This window comes from Streptococcus sp. SG1, from assembly GCF_030439935.1.
GTDB lineage: Bacteria > Bacillota > Bacilli > Lactobacillales > Streptococcaceae > Streptococcus > Streptococcus gordonii.
In genome coordinates this window covers 167,003-185,907 of the sequence record NZ_JAQFJC010000005.1, presented here as the reverse complement: position 1 = coordinate 185,907, position 18,905 = coordinate 167,003, and the positions used below count along the sequence as shown (strand labels likewise).

The window sequence follows — 18,905 nt, the reverse complement described above, 5'->3', positions numbered from 1 at the left end:
AATCCTTAACGAATCAACTCCGAAGGAGGGAGATGAGTTTAGGTACATTGATGCAGTTCGAGCCAAGCGAGAACTACGTTCCGAAATTGAATGAGTCAAGCCTGCAAGGCACAGATGAATATTAGAGCAATGGATGGGAGTGGAACAGAACTTTTGTTCGTAGTTCCACCCCCGCAAGGCTGATTATTAGGCTTTCTTCTAAACTTGTAAAGTGAAAGAAGAGCCAATCAGCTACTGCGTTAAATTGCTGGACTAATATTTAGTTAAGATGGAAGTAAGTCAATACTTGTAAACCGTATAAAAATCCTTAACGAATCAACTCCGAAGGAGGGAGATGAGTTTAGGTACATTGATGCAGTTCGAGCCAAGCGAGAACTACGTTCCGAAATTGAATGAGTCAAGCCTGCAAGGCACAGATGAATATTAGAGTAATGGATGGGAGTGGAACAGAACTTATGTTCGTAGTTCCACCCCCGCAAGGCTGATTAGGCTTTCTTCTAAACTTGTAAAGTGAAAGAAGAGCCAATCAGCTACTGCGTTAAATTGCTGGACTAATATTTAGTTAAGATGGAAGTAAGTCAATACTTGTAAACCGTATGAAGCTCTTAGTGAATCAAGTCCAAAGGACGCAGATGAACTTAGGTGCTCGAGCTAAGCGAGAACTACCTTCTGATTAGAAAGCCTTATTTGTGAATTTTTCAGATGAGAAAATATATAAGAAATGTTCTGGTCTAGGAGAGGATCCTAGGCTTTTTTCTAGGAAGAGGGATTCTAAGTGGAGCAGGAGAAATTTAGCAATTTACGCAAACGATTGCCTTGAAGTGCCTATTAGGTTTTGCTAACTTGCAAAAAAATAAATTGGAAGCGTTTTAAAATGAGGTTTTGCTTGCTAAAAAAGTCGTAAAGCGTTATCATATTAAAGAAAAGAAATTGGAGGAATATCATGTCACATATTAAATTTGATTATTCAAAAGTTTTGGACAAATTTGTTGCCCCACATGAAGTGGAATACATGCAATCACAAGTAACAGCAGCAGATGAATTAATCCGTAAAGGAACTGGTGCTGGAAGCGACTTTTTGGGTTGGTTGGACCTTCCTGAAAATTATGACCGCGAAGAATTTGACCGCATCTTGAAAGCTGCAGAGCAAATCAAATCAGACAGCGATGTCTTGGTTGTGATCGGTATCGGTGGATCTTACCTTGGTGCCAAAGCAGCCATCGACTTCTTGAACCACCACTTTGCTAACTTGCAAACAAAAGAAGAACGCAAAGCCCCACAAATCCTTTACGCTGGAAACTCAATTTCATCTACTTACCTTGCTGACTTGGTAGAGTATGTTGCAGACAAAGACTTTTCAGTAAACGTGATTTCTAAATCAGGTACAACAACTGAACCAGCTATTGCTTTCCGCGTCTTCAAAGAACTCTTGGTTAAGAAATACGGTCAAGAAGAAGCTAACAAACGTATCTACGCTACAACTGACCGCCAAAAAGGTGCTGTTAAGGTTGAAGCAGATGCTAATGGTTGGGAAACATTCGTGGTTCCAGATGACATCGGTGGACGCTTCTCAGTATTGACAGCAGTTGGTTTGCTTCCAATCGCTGCATCAGGTGCAGACATCAAAGCCCTTATGGAAGGTGCGAATGCAGCTCGCAAAGACTACACTTCAGACAAGATTGCTGAAAATGAAGCTTACCAATACGCAGCAGTTCGTAACATCCTTTACCGCAAAGGCTATGCGACTGAAATCTTGGTAAACTACGAGCCATCACTTCAATACTTCTCAGAATGGTGGAAACAATTGGCTGGTGAGTCAGAAGGGAAAGACCAAAAAGGTATCTACCCAACTTCAGCTAACTTCTCAACTGACTTGCACTCATTGGGTCAATTTATCCAAGAAGGAACTCGCATCATGTTTGAAACAGTTGTCCGTGTTGACAAACCACGTAAGAACGTGATTATCCCGAGCTTGGAAGAAGACCTTGACGGACTTGGTTACCTTCAAGGAAAAGATGTTGACTTTGTAAACAAAAAAGCAACCGACGGTGTTCTTCTTGCCCACACTGACGGTGATGTACCAAATATGTATGTGACTCTTCCTGAGCAAGATGCCTTCACTCTTGGCTACACTATCTACTTCTTCGAATTGGCAATCGCCCTTTCAGGTTACTTGAATGCCATCAACCCATTTGACCAACCAGGTGTTGAAGCCTACAAACGTAACATGTTTGCCCTTCTTGGTAAACCAGGATTTGAAGAATTGAGCAAAGAATTGAACGCTCGCCTTTAATAGACAAACGTAAGGACCTCGAAAGAGGTCTTTTTTGTATAGGGCTCTTTATCTATTGGGGCATTGGCCAATCTTGTGAATTTATGATATATTAGAACTATTACATTTAAATTTTGCGCGTCAGACTTTATTCACGAAGAGTGAGGAGAGTAATGGGTGAAAGTTGCTAGTAAAGGAGATGTTATGACAACAGAAGATAAAAAGCCTTTTAAATCGCAAGAAGGACAAACCAATCAAGAGCCTGATCAGAAAGAAAACAATTTAGTTTCTCAAGAGGAAAGTCATCAAGAACTTCAATCGGAAGCTAAACGCGGTTGGATTAAGTTGATCACTTTCTCAGTCCTTGCTGCTTTTGTTGCTGGTCTGATTGGTGGAGGTGTTGGCTATTTTTGGGGACAATCATTCAAGTCTGAAGCTGATACCCGACGATATAAACGTCTAGAACGAGCCAAAGCAGAAGCTAAAGATACAGAAACTGGCTTTATCACAGAGAAAGACAGGGTTGTTTTTACTTTTTCTCTTAAAGATCTTGGCTTGTTGAAGTATAACAATAAGGATGGCCATGGATTAACTGCAGATCAAATTGTTAATACCTATGGATTGGCTTCTGGTGTGGATTATGAAAAGAAGGGGATTAAACTTTCTTGGGATAGATCGAAGTCTTCAAAAAGTCAAAGCGTCACTATGTATTTTGAAAAATCAGGTGACAATTATTATTTAAAGCATGTACAAGCTTATGCGCTAGGCGAATTCCATGATAAGCAGAAACTAGAAGATGAAGACGAAGATGAAAAGGATACAGACAATTCAAAAGATTATAAATTGACAAATGAAGAGTTTAAAAGTCTGAAAAAAGGAGATTCAAAAACAGGCAAGGGAGGGACTCCTTTATCAGAATTATTGAAAAAGCATGGACAATCTATCCAAATTGAAACGGAAAACGATATTACTGCTAATGGAGAAAAGTATATCTCTAATCGAGTGATTGCAAGGGTATTCTATGAAGTTGATGATGATTATAAAACATTACGATTCCTAGCACAACCGAATGGGGAATTCTTATACATTGGCACAGAACGAGATTAAGATAGAGGAGATAGATGAAAGATGAATATGAATCAATCACAGATACCATTTGACGTGCCTGAAAATCGTGATCAAGAGAAAGCCGGAAAAAGGCGAATGCTTATTTGTATCACAGGTTTTGCTGTTTTGGGGCTGATAGTTGGTCTAATTTTTGGTTATTCTACAGGGGATATGAATCTGACCAAACGCCTCTATCCAATCATCAATTTAAAAGCTGATACGGGTAAATCGAAAAGAGATGTGGCAGCTGAATATATCGACCCCGAAGAGTCAGAATTTAGTTGGGATATCAATAATCTCGCTGCTCTTAAGTTCGGTTATTACGATAAGCCAGATTTAGGAACTCCCATAGAAGATATTCTTGATGAGTATGGTAAGGCTATAAAAGGTTCGTTTCGAAGAGATAGAATTGATTTAAAGTGGGGCGAGTTAGATGATTATGACCAGGATGAAGATAGTTTCTACTATCGCTTAATTCGTGAAATGGAGCTTGCTTTTAAGAAGGAAGGCGATCGCTACTACTTACAAAATATTTCTTATTCAGGTGATTACAGAAAGGCTAAAGCCGCTTATATGCCCTCTGATTATTATGATAAGCTGAAAGTGGGAGATCCAAAAACAGGTAAAGGCGGGGTTTCTTATAAGGAAGTCATTGGGGATAATGCAGTCTCATCTCTGACGGTGTCTGCAGGAGAAGATATTGAAACAGATGAAGTAATTACCAAAATGAGGATTCGTTTCAACTCATCAGGTTCGGATGAGTACAAGTTGACCTTTGTTAAACAGGCAGATGGAGATTTCCTTTTAGCTAAAAAAGGAGCCGATTAAAAAGCTACTTAGTCTCGTTCACTTGGAGATTCCTGATAGGGTATGAGGAGCGAGCAGCTTAAAGTTTGAATAAAATTTTTTGAAAGATCTGGAATGGAAATTCCAGGTCTTTATCTGTTTAGTCGAAATGGATTCACTAACCTACCCAGTAAATCTAAGAAGTGGAAGTTTTCCTTTCCTTGATTATATGTTACAATCAGGAGAGATGTAGCAATATTGAGATAGATTTTTATATATGTTGATAACGAAGCGACATTTACTTGGAGCATCTGAGAAGGACTAGAATATATATGGAGATAGAGAACTAGATAGAAGGATATTGATTTCGTTTAAGGGAGAAAAAGGATAAGGGAATGGAAAAAAGAGACTTAGACAAACTACGAAAAGAACATAAGGAACGATTTGGCAAGACAAAAGAATCTTCGAGAAGAAATTCTAATGAAATGTCTGGCTCGGTACCTCCATCAAAGCGCAATGAGGAAGCCAAACCAACAAATGAAGCCATTTCGGAGAAGCCAGCTACACCAATATCGGAATTGAATACCAAGGACGTACAAAAACCGAAACTGAAACAAAATTTAGGTTTTAGGAATTTAGATCATCAATCAAAGGCTAAAGAAGCAAGAACGCAAAGGCTTAAACCGACTTCTCGCTTCTCTTCAAAGTTAATTGCTGTAGCAGTATTAACGCTTCTTATAGGACTCTTCATTTTAATTGGGAAGGGACTCAATTCTCATAAAGATGATCAAGCAATGGGAGCAGAGTCAAAGTATAGTTCTCCAAATGCTAAGGCTTTGGATTGGGAGAGGGTTGACTTTGTAAAGTATAAGATTGAAAATGATGGGACTAGAAACCTTCACGTTTCTGATTTTGTTCGTCAATATGGTTTAGCCCAAACTAGCAACGAAATGAAAGTGGGCAAAAAGGACAAATTGCTATCACTGACTTATAATTTAAAAGGCGGAGGCGTGGCTGTTATTCAATTCTGGAACAGAGGTTCTGGTCCACATCTTGTCAGTGTTTCTTATGATACTACTCAAAAAGAATATCTGACGGATGAGAGGCTTGCCTTTCTTAGAGGGATTAGCCCAGATGAAGAAAAAGGCATCACGGATATAGAGATAGTTGATCAAGTGGGAGTTCCCAAAAGGTATTATAAATCGAACATTGAAGGCTACTCTATTTTGAACATGGCCTACCAAACAAAGGATAAAACCTTCGTCCTTTTGGAATTTGCAAGGGACAAGGATGGAAAGTTTCATTTAAAAAAGGTCCAAGAATCCAAAAACGATTTCGATGTCTAGTAAAGTTCAAACTGACTGACCGAATTATGTTATAATAGAAAACATTAGATAGCTAGGAGAGACTTGCCTCTTTCCTAGTTCAAAAAATAGAAAGAACAAAGAGGTGAAGCTATGTCTGCTACCAAAATGAATGCTCAAGAAATCATCAAATTTATCGCTGACGCCAAGAAAAAGACTCCTGTCAAGGTAACTTTTAACGGAGAATTGCACGGTACCATTCCTTGGTCTGTTGTGAAGTTAGGCAATGTTCTTTTTGGAGACTGGGAAGAAATTAAGCCCCTCCTAGTGAACTTAGAAGAAAATAAGACCTATGTCGTTGAGCAAGATGCTCGTAACTCGGCTGTGCCACTTTTGGACAAGCGCGACATCAATGCCCGTATCGAGCCAGGTGCTATTATCCGTGATCAAGTCGAAATTGGTGACAATGCTGTTATCATGATGGGGGCAGTCATCAATATTGGTGCAGAGATTGGCGCTGGGACCATGATTGATATGGGTGCTATCCTGGGTGGCCGAGCTATTGTCGGAAAAAATAGCCACGTCGGTGCAGGTGCAGTTCTAGCGGGAGTCATTGAGCCAGCTAGCGCTGAGCCGGTTCGGGTCGGAGATAATGTGCTGATTGGTGCCAATGCGGTTGTGATTGAAGGTGTACAAATTGGCAGTGGCTCCGTTGTTGCGGCTGGTGCGATTGTGACTCAGGATGTTCCTGAAAATGTAGTGGTTGCTGGTGTTCCAGCTCGAATTATCAAGACCATTGATGAGAAGACCCAGCAGAAGACAGCTCTAGAAGACGCTCTTCGCACACTTTAATATTGCATAAATAACAGTGCCGCGCCCGAAGTTGATTGGGTGCGGTCAGATTTTATCTGGTTTGACAAGACAATAAAGGAAAGAAACAATGCTTGATTATCTAAAAATTCGCCGAGATTTACACCAAATACCAGAAATCGGTCTGGAAGAATACAAGACTCATGCTTACCTGATGCAGGTCATTGAAGGCATAACTGCTGATCTAGACTTTGTGGAAATCCGAACTTGGCGAACTGGTATTTTGGTCTTTATCAAGGGTAGTTCACCGGATAAGACGATTGGCTGGCGGACAGATATTGATGGTCTTCCGATTGTCGAGGAGACAGGTCTGGACTTTGCTAGTACCCATGAAGGCCGAATGCATGCCTGCGGACACGATATGCACATGACGGTCGCTCTAGGCCTGCTGGAGCAAGCTTTGAGCGCTCAGCCTACCCACAATCTGCTCTTTCTCTTTCAGCCTGCTGAGGAAAATGAAGCTGGCGGAATGCTCATGTATGAAGACGGTGCTTTTGGCGACTGGCTGCCAGATGAGTTTTACGGACTTCATGTGCGGCCGGATCTCAAAGTTGGTGATATTGCCACTAACAGAGGAACCCTCTTTGCTGGTACCTGTGAAGTCAAGCTGACCTTTAAGGGGAAGGGGGGGCATGCAGCTTTTCCCCATGAAGCCAATGATGCTTTGGTTGCGGCTAGCTACTTTATCACCCAGGTGCAGACCATTGTCAGCCGCAATGTCGATCCTATCGAGGGAGCGGTTATAACCTTTGGTTCACTCCATGCTGGCACGACCAACAATGTCATCGCAGAAACAGCCTTTTTGCATGGTACCATTCGGACTCTGACTCAGGAGATGAACCTCTTGACCCAGAAACGTTTACGGGAAATAGCAGAGGGGATAGCCCAAAGTTTCGGTCTGGAATTGGACTTGGAGCTCAAGCAAGGTGGTTATCTGCCTGTAGAAAATCATCCTGGTTTGGCAGACGAATTGATGGCCTTTTTCCAGAAGGAAGAAGGAGTGGAGCTGATTGATATTGCGCCGGCGATGACAGGCGAGGATTTTGGCTATCTGCTCAGTAAGGTCAAGGGCGTCATGTTCTGGTTGGGAGTGGACAGTCCCTATGCCCTCCATCATCCCAAGATGACACCGGACGAGGCAGCACTGCCCTTTGCTATTGAAAAGATTGGGAAATTCCTAGATTATAAAGTCAATGACAGATAAGAAAAGAGGAACGCGTTGCATGAAAAAAGAGCTGAGACAAACTGTACTGAACCAGATGAAGAGTCTTTCAGAAAAAGAAAAAGAGCAGGCAGATAACTGGCTGACTCAGCACATGCTCCAGTCAAGAGCTTATCAAGAAGCTAAAGTCATCGCAACTTATCTTTCTATGCCCCATGAAGTCTCTACCGCAGACTTTATCAAGCAGGCTCAGTTGGACGGCAAGCGGGTTTTAGTACCCAAAACCTATGGCCAGGGGCGGATGATATTTGTTGATTATGATGAAAGTCGCCTACAAAAAAGCTCCTTTGGTCTTATGGAGCCGATAAGTGAAGAGGCTGTGGATAAGACAGAAATTGATCTGATTCATGTGCCAGGTGTGGTCTTCAATTCTCAAGGATTTCGAATTGGTTACGGTGGCGGCTACTATGACCGTTATCTGGCTGATTTTTCTGGTGCTAGTGTCAGTACGCTTTATCAAATTCAGCTAGCGAATTTTAAACCGGATCTGCATGATGTCTCGGTAAAGGAGTTAATCATATATGAAACAAATCTACGATAGAAACTACCCAGTGACAAGTATTTTATTGATCATAACGAGCCTTGTATTTGCTTTAATGTTTCTTTTCTACGGTTTCCAATATAGTAGTACGGAAGCCTTGTATCGCTTTGGGGCAGTACATGGCTATACAATCCAAGAGATGCCTATAGAATTTTGGCGAGTTTTTGCTGCTATTTTTGTCCATATTGGTTTAGAGCATTTTGTGGTCAATATGCTTACTCTGTATTTCCTTGGCCGTCAGATAGAAGATATTTTCGGACCATGGAAATTCTTAATGCTCTATCTCATGTCTGGGGTGATGGGGAATCTATTCGTCGTATATTTTTCACCAAACAGTCTGGCTGCAGGAGCCTCTACATCGCTTTTCGGTCTCTTTGCGTCAGTCGTCGTTCTGCGCTATGCCACACGAAACCACTATCTTCAGCAGTTGGGGCAATCCTATATGAGCCTACTGGCTGTCAATCTAATCATGAGTTTCTTACCAGGAATCAGTCTTTCTGGTCACTTAGGTGGTCTTGTTGGTGGAGCTTTAGGTGCGGTGATTCTACCAGTTTCAGGCGAACGCAATGCATTTAGTAAGCCACAAAGATTTTTAGCCCTAATAGTCTATTTGGGATTAGCAGCCATTTTGATTTTTATGACTTTTCAAAGACCAATTTTTTAAGAAAATTAAGCTAAGTACCGCTTTAAATAGCGGTGTTTTTTTATAATTATAACTTTTGATGAAACAAGGAATTTCAATAATTTGATGTATCAATATTTTATAAAATGGACTCTTAATTAGTTTTAGCAGAAATAAATTAGTAAACTTCTAAAATGTCTAAATTTATAGGTGTATGTTTTCCCTGTTTTATATCTGTAAAACGTATAAATAAACAATTTTGAAAGCGCTTGCAAATACGAGATCAAAGGAGTATACTATGGTTGTAAATATAGGGAGTCTAGGACTTCCAAAAAAATAAAAAGGAGTTAGCGATGAAGAAGTTAACATTCAAAGTTGTCATTGCTGTGATGGCAATCCTCATGTTGCCTATCCAAGCGGTTCAAGCTTGTTGTGGTTTTATTTTTGGTCGCCAGTTGACAGCTGACGGTTCAACCATGTTTGGCCGTACGGAAGACTATCCTTACTATCCCAATGGTGGGAAACACAATAAAAACTATGTTGTTGTGGAAGGAAAAAACTATAAGGAGGGTGACCAGATCGTAGATGAATCTAATGGTTTCACTTATCCACACGCAGCCAACGAAATGAAGTATACTGCAACTTATGATTCTGCTCGTGGCGATGGTAGTAACGGTGCTTTCGGGGAACATGGCTTTAATGAAGCAGGTGTTTCAATGACATCTACAGTTACAGCAATTCCAAATAAAAAAGTACTTGCAAAAGACCCTCTTAAAGCAGATGGCCTTCCAGAAGCTGCGATGTTGGATGTTATTTTGCCTCGTGCAAAATCAGCTCGTGAAGCAATTGAGCTACTTGCAAAAGTCATCGAAGAAAAGGGATCTGCTGAAGGAAATACTGTTGTTGTTGCAGACCAAAAAGAAACTTGGTACATGGAAATCTTATCTGGTCACCAATATGTAGCAGTGAAGGTGCCAGAAGATAAATATGCAGTTTTTGCTAATACCTATTACCTTGGCCATGTCGATTTGAATGACAAAGAAAATGTTATTGCTTCTAAAGATGTAGAAAAAGTAGCCCAAGAAGCAGGAAACTACAAGACAGATAAAGATGGTAATTTCCACATTGCTAAATCATATGGACCTGAAAAATACGCAGAAGGGGATCGTTCTCGTACATATGCAGGAATTACACTTCTTGATCCTAAATCTAAAATTACTTATGAAGATGATGAGTATGAACTCTTCCGCTCTCCAACTGATCCAAACAAGAAATTTACTCTTGAAGATGCCTTTGCTTTGCAACGGAACCGCTTTGAACACTTGAATGGTCGTTTTATACCTGATGATCAAATTGGGGTCAAGAAGCAAGGCGACAATGGGGCAAATGATGCTGTTCGGAAAGATCAATACAAATATGCTCTTGGTAATGAAAATGTTATCGATGCCCATGTTTATCAAATTGATCCGAAGTTGCCAAAATCTTTTGGTGGTAAAGTATGGCTCGGTTTAGGACCATCACGTAACACACCATATGTACCTTTCTATGGTAACGTTCAAGATACTTATCAAGCCTTTAAACCTCAAACTGCTACTTATGATCCAAACTCATGGTACTGGACAGTATGGCATATTGACCAAATGGCTATTAAGAACCAAGATATTTTCGGCAAGACTGTTCAAGATCATTGGAAGATGCTTGAAAAACAATTTATCATTGATCAAGAGAAGAAGGATATTGAGTATTATTCACTGAAAGACCAACCAGAAGCTGCTAAATCTGCTGAACACAAAGTTACAAAAGATGCACTTGATTTATCAGATCGTCTTTTCCAACACTTCAAGGACTATGAAAAGTTGATGGAAAAACAATTAGAAGCTGCTGGACGTAAGTCTGATCCTTATCGCGCTTCACAACCAGATGATAAACAAGACCCATCAACACCTGAAAAACCAGATACTCCAAAAACTCCAGAAAAACCAAAAGCAACTGAAGAAGTAAATAAAAATGTACTTCCTGCTGAATACTATGTTGCAGCACCTCCGACTCATGATATTCCTGCTAATGCAGAAGGTAATCCAAACAATCGTTTTGGCTATGCAGCTACAGCAAATGTGCAAGTATTCGGACAAACATCTACTCGCGCTGAAGCTCCTCAGGTACAAAGCCAAGCTTCTCAAGAGCCAAGTCAAGCTCCACAAACAACAGTTGCCAATGCAGAAGGCAATCCAAACAACCGCTTTGGTTTTGCAGGAAATTATGAAGGCGGAAAAGATTTCAAGAATATTGGGACATTCTCTAACGGAAACTAATTTTTCTGTTGAGAAAGCCAGTCATTGGATATAAGAAAACACCTAGTTAAATCTAGGTGTTTTTGTGTTTTGAGTAATAGACCAATCGGTCGTATTTCATCCTTAGTTTTATTTTTTAGTTTTCTCTTCTAGCTTTTTACCAAGTTCAATAATATATTGTTCCAAATCATCTTTGACCTGCGGATGTTTGAGAGCGTAATCGATAGATGTTTTCATGAAGCCAAACTTGTCGCCAACATCGTAGCGGTCACCCTTGAATTCACGGGCAAATACGCGCTGGGTCTTGTTAAGAGTATCAATGGCATCTGTCAGTTGGATTTCATTTCCAGCACCAGGAGCTTGATTTTCCAAGATTTTAAAAATTTCTGGAGTCAGCAGATAGCGACCAATGATTGCCAAATCACTTGGAGCTTCCTCCGGACTTGGTTTTTCAACAAATTTTTCGACACTATAAAGTCCATTAAGACCTTCGCCTTGCGGAGCGATGACACCATATGAAGAAACTTCTTCATGAGGGACCTGCATAACAGCAATTGTAGAAGCATGAGTTGCTTCATAGTCGTTCATCAGCTGTTTAGTAAGTGGCATAGCTTTATCATTAGTGATATCCATAAGGTCATCACCTAACATGACAACAAAAGGTTCGTTGCCGACAAAAGCCTTAGCTTGAAGCACAGCATCTCCCAGCCCACGCGGATGACTTTGTCGAATGAAGTGTAGGCCAATACCAGTGGTTTCATCAACTAATTTCAAAAGGTCGTCTTTGCCTTTTTCTTTGAGATTGTATTCAAGTTCAAAGTTGGAATCGAAATGGTCCTCAATCGAACGTTTTGACTTACCAGTTACGACTAAAATATCTTCAATTCCAGACTTGAGAGCTTCTTCGACAATAAATTGAATGGTAGGCTTGTCCACGATAGGTAACATTTCTTTAGCAAGCGCCTTAGTAGCAGGTAGGAAACGAGTTCCAAGGCCAGCTGCTGGAATGACAGCTTTCTTAACTTTTGACATTAGTAAATCCCTTCTAGATGCAGATTTGGTTATGACCATTCGTTCTCGGCCTTGAATTCATTGTTCATGATTTCGAAGATAGCCTCTTTTATGTCATGGTCTTGATAAATGACTTTATAAATGGCTTGGGTAATAGGCATATAGACATCCAATTCCTGAGCAAGTTCATAAGCAGCCTTGGTGGTGGAAATTCCTTCAATCACCATGCCCATGTTAGCTTCAATATCCGCTAATTTTTCTCCACGTCCAAGAGCATCCCCAGCCCGCCAGTTGCGAGAGTGGATAGAAGTCCCAGTAACAATAAGGTCACCGACTCCAGATAAACCGCTATAGGTCAAAGGACTAGCGCCAAGTTTTACTCCTAAGCGAGTGATTTCAGCCAGTCCACGCGTGATAATGGCAGCCTTGGCATTGTCGCCATAGCCTAGGCCGTGTAGAGCCCCAGCTCCGACAGCGATAATATTTTTAAGGGCACCTGCTGTCTCGACTCCAACCACATCTGTATTGGTATAGAGGCGGAAATAGTGGTTGCTGAAAAGCTTCTGTACATATTTGGCAGCTTCTAGGTCCTTAGAAGCCGCTGTAATGAGAGTGATATCGCGAACAATGGTTTCCTCAGCATGGCTAGGACCTGAAACAACGACAATTTCACTACGCAATTCACTCGGGATTTCCTCTTCTAAGATTGTAGAAATGCGTTCATGGCTGTCGGGTTCCAAACCTTTGGAAGCATGCATAACCTTAACCTTGTGGTCTAGGATTTGAGCGACTTGTTTTGCGACCAGTCTTGTGACCTTGGTTGGCACCACAAATAGAACCGCATCAGCACCATCCAAGGCTTCTGCTAGACTATGGTAGGCTTTGATTTTTTCATCGAGGACAGTATCTTTAAAATAACGTGTGTTTGTATGCGCTTGGTTGATTTCATCGATCTGTTCAGCAATGTTACCCCAAATACGTACTTCGTGACCATTATCATTTAGCACTTGTGACAAAGCTGTACCCCAAGAGCCAGGACCGATTACAGCAACTCGTTGTTTATCCATCTTTCTTATTTCCATTTCTAACTAGAGTATTCTACTCTATTCTATCATATTAAAAGAAAAAAATCGTTTTCAAGCTTAAATGTTCTCATTTTCTTATAGTCATTTTAAAGCTAAGTTTAATAAGCTTGACATTGATTTTTTCTGTGATATAGTAAGAAAACAAAGGAAAAAGAGAAAACTAGTAGAGGGAAGATGATGTTTGTAAAAACCTTATTAAAGTACAAATGGTTTGTTGTGTGTTCGATTGTAATGACTGGCTTGATGATTGCTAGTTCGCTGTTGCAACCGTGGCTCCTTAAGCAGGTCCTGGATGCTTTGCAGATGAGTGATAGTAAAGCTATTTATCAAGCCGGGGCTTGGCTGATTGGTATGGGGATTGTTGGCTTGCTTGCTGGTGGTATTAATGTAACGACAGCAGCTTATATCGCCCAAGCGGTGTCATCTGATTTGCGGGAGAAGACTTTTCGAAAGATCCAGACTTTCTCTTATGCCAATATTGAGCAGTTCAATGCCGGAAATCTGGTTGTTCGGATGACCAATGATATTAATCAAATTCAAAATCTGGTTATGATGATGTTTCAAATCTTGCTTCGCCTGCCAATCCTATTCATTGGTTCGGTTGTCTTGGCCATCGTGACTGTTCCAGAACTCTGGTGGATTATTGCCCTTCTAATTTTACTTGTAGCTGGACTGACAGCTATGATGATGGGGCTTATGGGGCCGCGCTTTCAAAAATTTCAAATCTTATTAGAGCGCATGAACGCCATTGCCAAAGAAAATCTTCGAGGAGTTCGGGTGGTGAAGTCCTTTGTGCAAGAAAGGGCACAATTTGATAAGTTCAGTCAGGTTTCTGATGAGCTCTTGGATCAAAATCTATTTATCGGTTACGCTTTTTCAATTGTTGAACCAATGATGATGTTTGTCGGTTACGGGGCTATTTATCTGGCAATTTGGACCTTATCAGGCATGGTTGCTACAGACGCGGGAGTGGTCAGTTCGATTGCTTCTTTCATTGGCTACTTGAATCAAATTATCTTTACCATTATCATGGTTGGCTTTTTAGGAAATGGTGTGACGCGGGCTATTATATCAATGAGACGTCTCAATGAGGTTTTAGATACAGAGCCTGCCATGACCTTCCCAGATATAGCAGATGAAGACTTAGAAGGCAGTATTCGTTTTGATCATGTGACCTTTACCTATCCAACAGATGAAAGCCCAATTCTAAAAGATATTAGTTTTGAAGTTGCTCCGGGGCAGATGGTTGGCGTTGTCGGTGCAACGGGTGCTGGTAAGTCTACCTTGGCTCAGTTGATTCCCCGTCTTTTTGACCCTCAGGAAGGTTCTATTTCAATTGGCGGTAAGGATCTACGAGAAGTCAGTCAGGGAAGTCTTCGTAAAAATGTTTCCATTGTCTTGCAACGGGCTATTCTTTTTAGCGGGACCATTGCGGACAATCTTCGCCAAGGCAAACTCGATGCTTCCCTACCCGAGATGGAATGGGCAGCAGGAATTGCCCAAGCCAGTGAGTTTATCGGCCGTATGGCGGATAGCTTTGATAGTCAGGTAGAAGAACGTGGGAATAACTTCTCAGGTGGCCAGAAGCAAAGGATGTCCATTGCGCGTGGAGTCGTCAACCATCCCAAGATCCTAATTTTAGATGATTCGACCTCAGCTTTAGATGCCAAATCAGAAAAATTGGTTCAAGAAGCCTTAAACAAAGATTTGAAGGGCACAACCACCATTGTCATTGCCCAAAAGATTAGCTCGGTTGTCCATGCAGATAAGATTTTGGTCTTAGACCAAGGCCGTTTAATCGGACAAGGAACGCATAAAGAGCTAGTCGCAACAAATGAAGTCTATCGTGAGATATACGAGACACAGAAAGGAAAGGAGGATTAAGATGCGGACCGTAAAATTTTTCTGGCAATATTTTAAAGACTATACATTATCTTTTATCATTGTGATCGTGATGATGATAGCTTCCACTATTTTACAAGTGCTCTTTCCGATTTATGTTGGTCAGGCTGTTCAACATCTAGTTGAATTAGGCAATGCCTTGGCCAATGGCGGAGAAAAAAATCAGCTTTTAGTTGCTTTTGCATCCCTTATGACCAAGCTGTTTCTAACCTTTCTCTGTCTGTCAATTTCTAGCTTGATTTATATGGTTTTGATGAGCCGAGTGATTTCGCATTCGACCAATGAGATGCGCAAGGGTCTCTTTGGAAAACTAGCTAAATTAACCGTATCCTTTTTTGATCGTCATCAGGACGGGGATATCTTGTCACGCTTTACCAGTGACTTGGACAATATTCTTCAGGCCTTGAACGAAAGTATGATTCAAGTTTTAAGCAATATTCTTCTCTACCTTGTCCTTGTGATCATCATGTTCCGGCAGAATGCTCGCTTGGCTTGGATTACTGTTGCCAGCACTCCCCTAGCTATTGTGGTTTTAGTCGTGATTGTTAGACTAGCTAGAAAATATACCAACCTCCAGCAAAAAGAAGTTGGTCAACTTAATGCTTATATGGATGAGACCATTTCCGGTCAGAAGGCTGTTATTGTTCAGGGCATGCAAGAAGAAGTCATCAAAGGCTTCCTTGAGCAAAATGATCGAGTCCGTTCAGCTACTTTTAAGGGCAGAGCTTTCTCAGGACTTCTCTTCCCCATCATGAACGGAATGAGTCTGATCAATACAGCCATTGTGATTTTTGTTGGTTCAGCTGTCTTACTGAGCGATCCTAATGTCGAAACGGCTGTTGCAGTTGGTTTGATTACGACTTATGCCCAGTTTTCTCAGCAATATTATCAGCCTATTATTCAGATTGCAGCTAGCTGGGGCAGCCTACAATTAGCCTTTACAGGGGCTGACCGGATTCAGGAGATGTTTGATGCGTCCGAGGAAGTTCGGCCAGAGAATGCACCTGCTTTCACAGAGCTCACCGACTCAGTAGAGATCAAGCATGTGGACTTCTCATATGTAGAAGGCAAGCCCATCCTCAAAGATGTGTCTATCTCTGCTCCTAAGGGTAAGATGACGGCTGTTGTTGGACCGACTGGATCAGGTAAGACGACTATTATGAACCTGCTCAACCGTTTTTACGATGTGGATAGTGGTAGCATTGAGTTTGACGGTCGTGACATTCGAGATTATGAGCTGGACAGCTTACGGAGCCATGTGGGGATTGTCTTGCAGGATTCAGTGCTCTTTAGTGGCACGATTCGGGACAATATCCGCTTTGGTGTGCCGGATGCTAGTCAGGAGATGGTCGAAACGGCTGCGCGTGCGACTCATATCCATGATTATATAGAAAGTCTGCCAGACAAATACGATACCATCGTGGATGATGACCAGAATATCTTTTCAACTGGGCAGAAACAGTTGATTTCTATTGCTAGAACTTTGCTGACTGACCCGCAAGTCTTGATCTTGGATGAAGCCACGTCTAATGTCGATACGGTGACAGAAAGCAAGATTCAGCAGGCTATGGAAGCCATCGTGGCTGGCCGGACTAGCTTTGTTATTGCTCACCGTCTCAAGACAATCCTCAATGCAGACCAGATTATTGTCTTAAAAGATGGAGAAGTGATTGAGCAAGGGGACCACCATCAACTTCTTCAACTCGGAGGATTCTATTCAGAACTCTATCATAATCAATTTGTCTTTGAGTAAAGAATTGATTCATATTTTACAACTCTCGTTTGAATTTCAATTTCATTCGGGAGTTTTTTCTTAAAATTCTCTAGCAAGTACTTGATAAAAAATTTTTATAAGTAGCTTTAAAAAAATTTATTGGACTTGAAATGGCAGTCGTGGTAAGATATAGTATATCTTGAGAAAGGAGTCTCCTATGTGCAGAACAATTGTTGGAATTTCGGCTAATCTTTGCCCGGTTGATGAAGACGGAAAAAATATTCACACCTCTGTTTCACGAAAGTTTGTGGACGGCGTACGAATGGCTGGTGGTCTGCCAATGGTGATTCCTCTTGGCGATAAAAGCCTGGTCGAGGATTATGTAGAAACCATAGACAAGCTGATTTTATCTGGTGGGCAGAATGTCCATCCAAAATTCTATGGAGAAGAAAAAACTATTGATAGTGACGATTATAATATCGCCCGTGATGAATTTGAATTAGCACTTTTAAAAGAAGCCTTACGCCAGAACAAGCCTGTTATGGCCATTTGTCGTGGTTTACAACTGGTAAATGTTGCTTTCGGGGGTACCTTAAATCAGCAGATTGATAATCATTGGCAAGGCCAGCCTTTTGGAACTTCGCATTCGATTCGTACGGAAAAAGGAAGTGTTGTAGAGCGTTTATTTGGTCAAGCTAGTCGGATTAACTCAGTCCACCGTCAAAGTATCAAGGACTTGGCTCCTAATTTTCGCGCGACGGCTTTTGACCCAAGAGACAATACTATCGAAGCTATCGAGTCCATTGATAACCATCGGATTATTGGTCTTCAATGGCATCCGGAGTTTTTGATCGGCGAAGAAAAGGGAAATTTAGAGCTATTTCACTATCTTTTGCAGGAATTATAAAAAATTTTAAACCTTTCAGTTTGCTTTTAGGAAAGTTTAAGGTAAGAGATTTATACTAAGAACATAAACAAAGACCTCCTAACTTTGTTTAGAAATCCTAAAACTTTTCTTTTTCATAATAATCTCCCTATAAGAACCGCCCAATTGGCGGTTTTTTTGCTGGAAAGGCTGAGAAATCTGGATTTTCAGTAATTTAATGTCTTTTATGTTATAATGAGTCACAAGTAGGCCAAGCGAATTGGTCAGTAGATGGAGGAACAGAGATGTCAAGAGCGGAGCGAGTTATTTTAACAAATATGTGTATGGTTTACGATGGAGACCGCATTTTAGTGCAAAATAAAGTAAATGATGATTGGACCGGCCTTTGCTTTCCAGGTGGCCATGTTGAAAATCGTGAATCCTTTGTCAAATCAGTGATACGGGAAGTCAAGGAAGAAACGGGTTTGACTATCTATGAGCCTCGCTTGTGTGGTGTCAAGCAGTTTTATACTGAAAAAGATGAGCGCTACATCGTTTTTCTTTACAAGACCAATCGTTTTGAAGGAGAGCTAGTTTCATCCGACGAAGGCGAGGTGTTCTGGATTAACCGTGAAGATTTTGACAGCTACTCGCTGGCTGTGAGCTTTAAGGAAATGTATCAAGTTTTCACATCAGATTTGACGGAGCAGTTTACCTATCTGGATAATGGAGAGATCATCAGAGATCTATACTAGTGATTACCGCCCAATTGGCGGTTTTTTTGCTTGTTTTTAGCGAATTTAGTATAATAGGAGCAGAAAAAATAGAAAAGAGAAATACATGAAAATTCGCGGATTCGAGCTGGTTTCCAGCTTTACAAATGAAGATTTGCTACCCAAGAGAGAGACGGCTCACGCAGCTGGCTACGACTTGAAAGTGGCAGAGCGTACCGTCATAGCACCAGGAGATATTAAGCTGGTTCCGACTGGTATCAAGGCCTATATGCAAGCCGGAGAGGTACTTTATCTTTACGACCGCTCGTCCAATCCTCGCAAAAAAGGCTTGGTTTTGATTAACTCCGTTGGAGTTATTGATGGCGACTATTATGGCAATCCTGGAAACGAAGGGCATATCTTTGCTCAGATGAAAAACATCACAGATCAGGAAGTCGTCCTTGAAGTTGAAGACCGTATCGTGCAGGCTGTCTTTGCACCCTTTTTAATTGCGGATGGAGATGAAGCAGATGGCGTGCGGACTGGTGGGTTTGGGTCAACAGGTCATTGATGTAACCGATAAGAAAAGATATGATTAGA

At 41.2% G+C, this 18,905-nt stretch carries 16 protein-coding genes; 14 read left to right on the top strand and 2 right to left on the bottom strand.

Annotated features, from left to right (window positions below; translation table 11 throughout):
• The first annotated feature begins 943 nt into the window (after positions 1-943).
• The 9 genes from PCY06_RS06000 (at position 944) to abpB (ending at position 11,036) form a co-directional block, all read left to right on the top strand.
• Positions 944-2,293 carry a glucose-6-phosphate isomerase gene (locus tag PCY06_RS06000; protein ID WP_049547242.1) on the top strand — a complete coding sequence of 450 codons (1,350 nt, stop codon included), beginning with the start codon at positions 944-946 and terminating at the stop codon, positions 2,291-2,293.
• Between the two features lie 183 nt (positions 2,294-2,476).
• The gene (locus PCY06_RS05995) at positions 2,477-3,379 is read left to right on the top strand and encodes a hypothetical protein (RefSeq protein WP_105165160.1); all 903 of its coding nucleotides are present in this window, start codon (positions 2,477-2,479) and stop codon (positions 3,377-3,379) included.
• Positions 3,380-3,400: 21 nt separating this feature from the next.
• Positions 3,401-4,207: a hypothetical protein gene (locus PCY06_RS05990; protein WP_060553210.1), complete on the top strand. Its 807-nt coding sequence runs from the start codon at positions 3,401-3,403 to the stop codon at positions 4,205-4,207.
• Positions 4,208-4,560: 353 nt separating this feature from the next.
• On the top strand, positions 4,561-5,511 hold the full coding sequence (locus PCY06_RS05985; RefSeq protein WP_082307270.1) for a hypothetical protein: 951 nt from the start codon (positions 4,561-4,563) through the stop codon (positions 5,509-5,511).
• Positions 5,512-5,622: 111 nt separating this feature from the next.
• Entirely contained in the window at positions 5,623-6,321 is a 699-nt protein-coding gene (gene dapD, locus PCY06_RS05980) for a 2,3,4,5-tetrahydropyridine-2,6-dicarboxylate N-acetyltransferase (RefSeq protein WP_011999700.1), read from the top strand.
• 88 nt (positions 6,322-6,409) lie between these two features.
• Positions 6,410-7,543 (top strand): N-acetyldiaminopimelate deacetylase, encoded by a 1,134-nt coding sequence (locus PCY06_RS05975; protein WP_105165093.1) that lies wholly within the window; start codon positions 6,410-6,412, stop codon positions 7,541-7,543.
• 19 nt (positions 7,544-7,562) lie between these two features.
• Complete coding sequence (locus tag PCY06_RS05970) at positions 7,563-8,102, top strand: 5-formyltetrahydrofolate cyclo-ligase (protein ID WP_045505241.1); 540 nt, start codon at positions 7,563-7,565, stop codon at positions 8,100-8,102.
• Positions 8,083-8,766 (top strand): rhomboid family intramembrane serine protease, encoded by a 684-nt coding sequence (locus PCY06_RS05965; RefSeq protein WP_045772683.1) that lies wholly within the window; start codon positions 8,083-8,085, stop codon positions 8,764-8,766. The genes PCY06_RS05970 and PCY06_RS05965 overlap by 20 nt, the downstream gene beginning before the upstream one ends.
• Positions 8,767-9,077: 311 nt before the next feature.
• Positions 9,078-11,036, top strand: coding sequence for a C69 family dipeptidase AbpB (gene abpB, locus PCY06_RS05960; RefSeq protein WP_070494383.1), 1,959 nt, complete (start codon positions 9,078-9,080; stop codon positions 11,034-11,036).
• A 108-nt stretch (positions 11,037-11,144) separates the two neighbouring features.
• On the opposite strand, the gene galU is transcribed toward abpB, so the two are convergent.
• Together galU and PCY06_RS05950 are read right to left on the bottom strand one after the other, a co-directional pair.
• On the bottom strand, positions 11,145-12,047 hold the full coding sequence (gene galU / locus PCY06_RS05955; RefSeq protein ID WP_023916458.1) for a UTP--glucose-1-phosphate uridylyltransferase GalU: 903 nt from the start codon (positions 12,045-12,047) through the stop codon (positions 11,145-11,147).
• A 29-nt stretch (positions 12,048-12,076) separates the two neighbouring features.
• Entirely contained in the window at positions 12,077-13,093 is a 1,017-nt protein-coding gene (locus PCY06_RS05950; RefSeq protein ID WP_045505249.1) for an NAD(P)H-dependent glycerol-3-phosphate dehydrogenase, read from the bottom strand.
• A gap of 195 nt (positions 13,094-13,288) precedes the next feature.
• Between PCY06_RS05950 and PCY06_RS05945 the strand changes: the two genes are divergently transcribed.
• The 5 genes from PCY06_RS05945 to PCY06_RS05925 all read left to right on the top strand — a co-directional run bounded on the left by PCY06_RS05945 (position 13,289) and on the right by PCY06_RS05925 (position 18,876).
• Entirely contained in the window at positions 13,289-14,995 is a 1,707-nt protein-coding gene (locus tag PCY06_RS05945) for an ABC transporter ATP-binding protein (protein WP_046164876.1), read from the top strand.
• Between the two features lies 1 nt (position 14,996).
• Positions 14,997-16,766 carry an ABC transporter ATP-binding protein gene (locus tag PCY06_RS05940; RefSeq protein WP_061583176.1) on the top strand — a complete coding sequence of 590 codons (1,770 nt, stop codon included), beginning with the start codon at positions 14,997-14,999 and terminating at the stop codon, positions 16,764-16,766.
• Between the two features lie 178 nt (positions 16,767-16,944).
• A complete protein-coding gene (locus PCY06_RS05935) occupies positions 16,945-17,634 on the top strand; it encodes a gamma-glutamyl-gamma-aminobutyrate hydrolase family protein (RefSeq protein WP_045634457.1) in 690 nt (229 codons plus the stop codon).
• 263 nt (positions 17,635-17,897) lie between these two features.
• Positions 17,898-18,347 carry an 8-oxo-dGTP diphosphatase gene (locus tag PCY06_RS05930; protein WP_002899180.1) on the top strand — a complete coding sequence of 150 codons (450 nt, stop codon included), beginning with the start codon at positions 17,898-17,900 and terminating at the stop codon, positions 18,345-18,347.
• A gap of 85 nt (positions 18,348-18,432) precedes the next feature.
• Positions 18,433-18,876: a dUTP diphosphatase gene (locus PCY06_RS05925; protein WP_082307269.1), complete on the top strand. Its 444-nt coding sequence runs from the start codon at positions 18,433-18,435 to the stop codon at positions 18,874-18,876.
• Positions 18,877-18,905 lie beyond the last annotated feature (29 nt).